We start from the raw sequence: 314 nt of genomic DNA, 5'->3' as shown, positions 1-314 counted from the left end.
CCGATGACCTGCTGGGTGAGGTAGGTCTCCGCGCCCTGGTAGGTGTAGCGGTAGGTGTGGGTGTAGCCCTCCGGCGTGGTCATGCCGCTGCCTTGCTCGTTGCGCACCAGCGAGTAGCGGTAGCCGCGCAGGCGGCCGGCGGCGTCGTAGCCGGTGGCGGCGGTGCCGTCCTGGTAGTTGACCACGCTGAGCAGCTGCAGCCCTTCCAGGCCGTCGTCGGGCAGCGGCAGCGGGTTGCCGTCCTCGTCCACCGGCTGATACACCCCGCCCATCGGGATGCCGTAGGCGGTCTGGCTGATCAGCCGGCCATCGGC

The 314-nt window shown here is 70.4% G+C and carries 1 protein-coding gene; it reads right to left on the bottom strand.

Features of this window, described 5'->3' with window-relative positions; genetic code table 11:
• On the bottom strand, window positions 1-314 hold a 314-nt coding region (locus tag XaplCFBP3123_RS21120; RefSeq protein WP_146091418.1), incomplete at both ends, for a hypothetical protein.

The organism is Xanthomonas arboricola pv. populi (assembly GCF_002939945.1).
Taxonomy (GTDB): Bacteria; Pseudomonadota; Gammaproteobacteria; order Xanthomonadales; family Xanthomonadaceae; genus Xanthomonas; species Xanthomonas arboricola_A.
The sequence above is the reverse complement of the archived record's forward strand: the minus strand, read 5'-3'. Positions and strand labels throughout refer to the sequence as shown.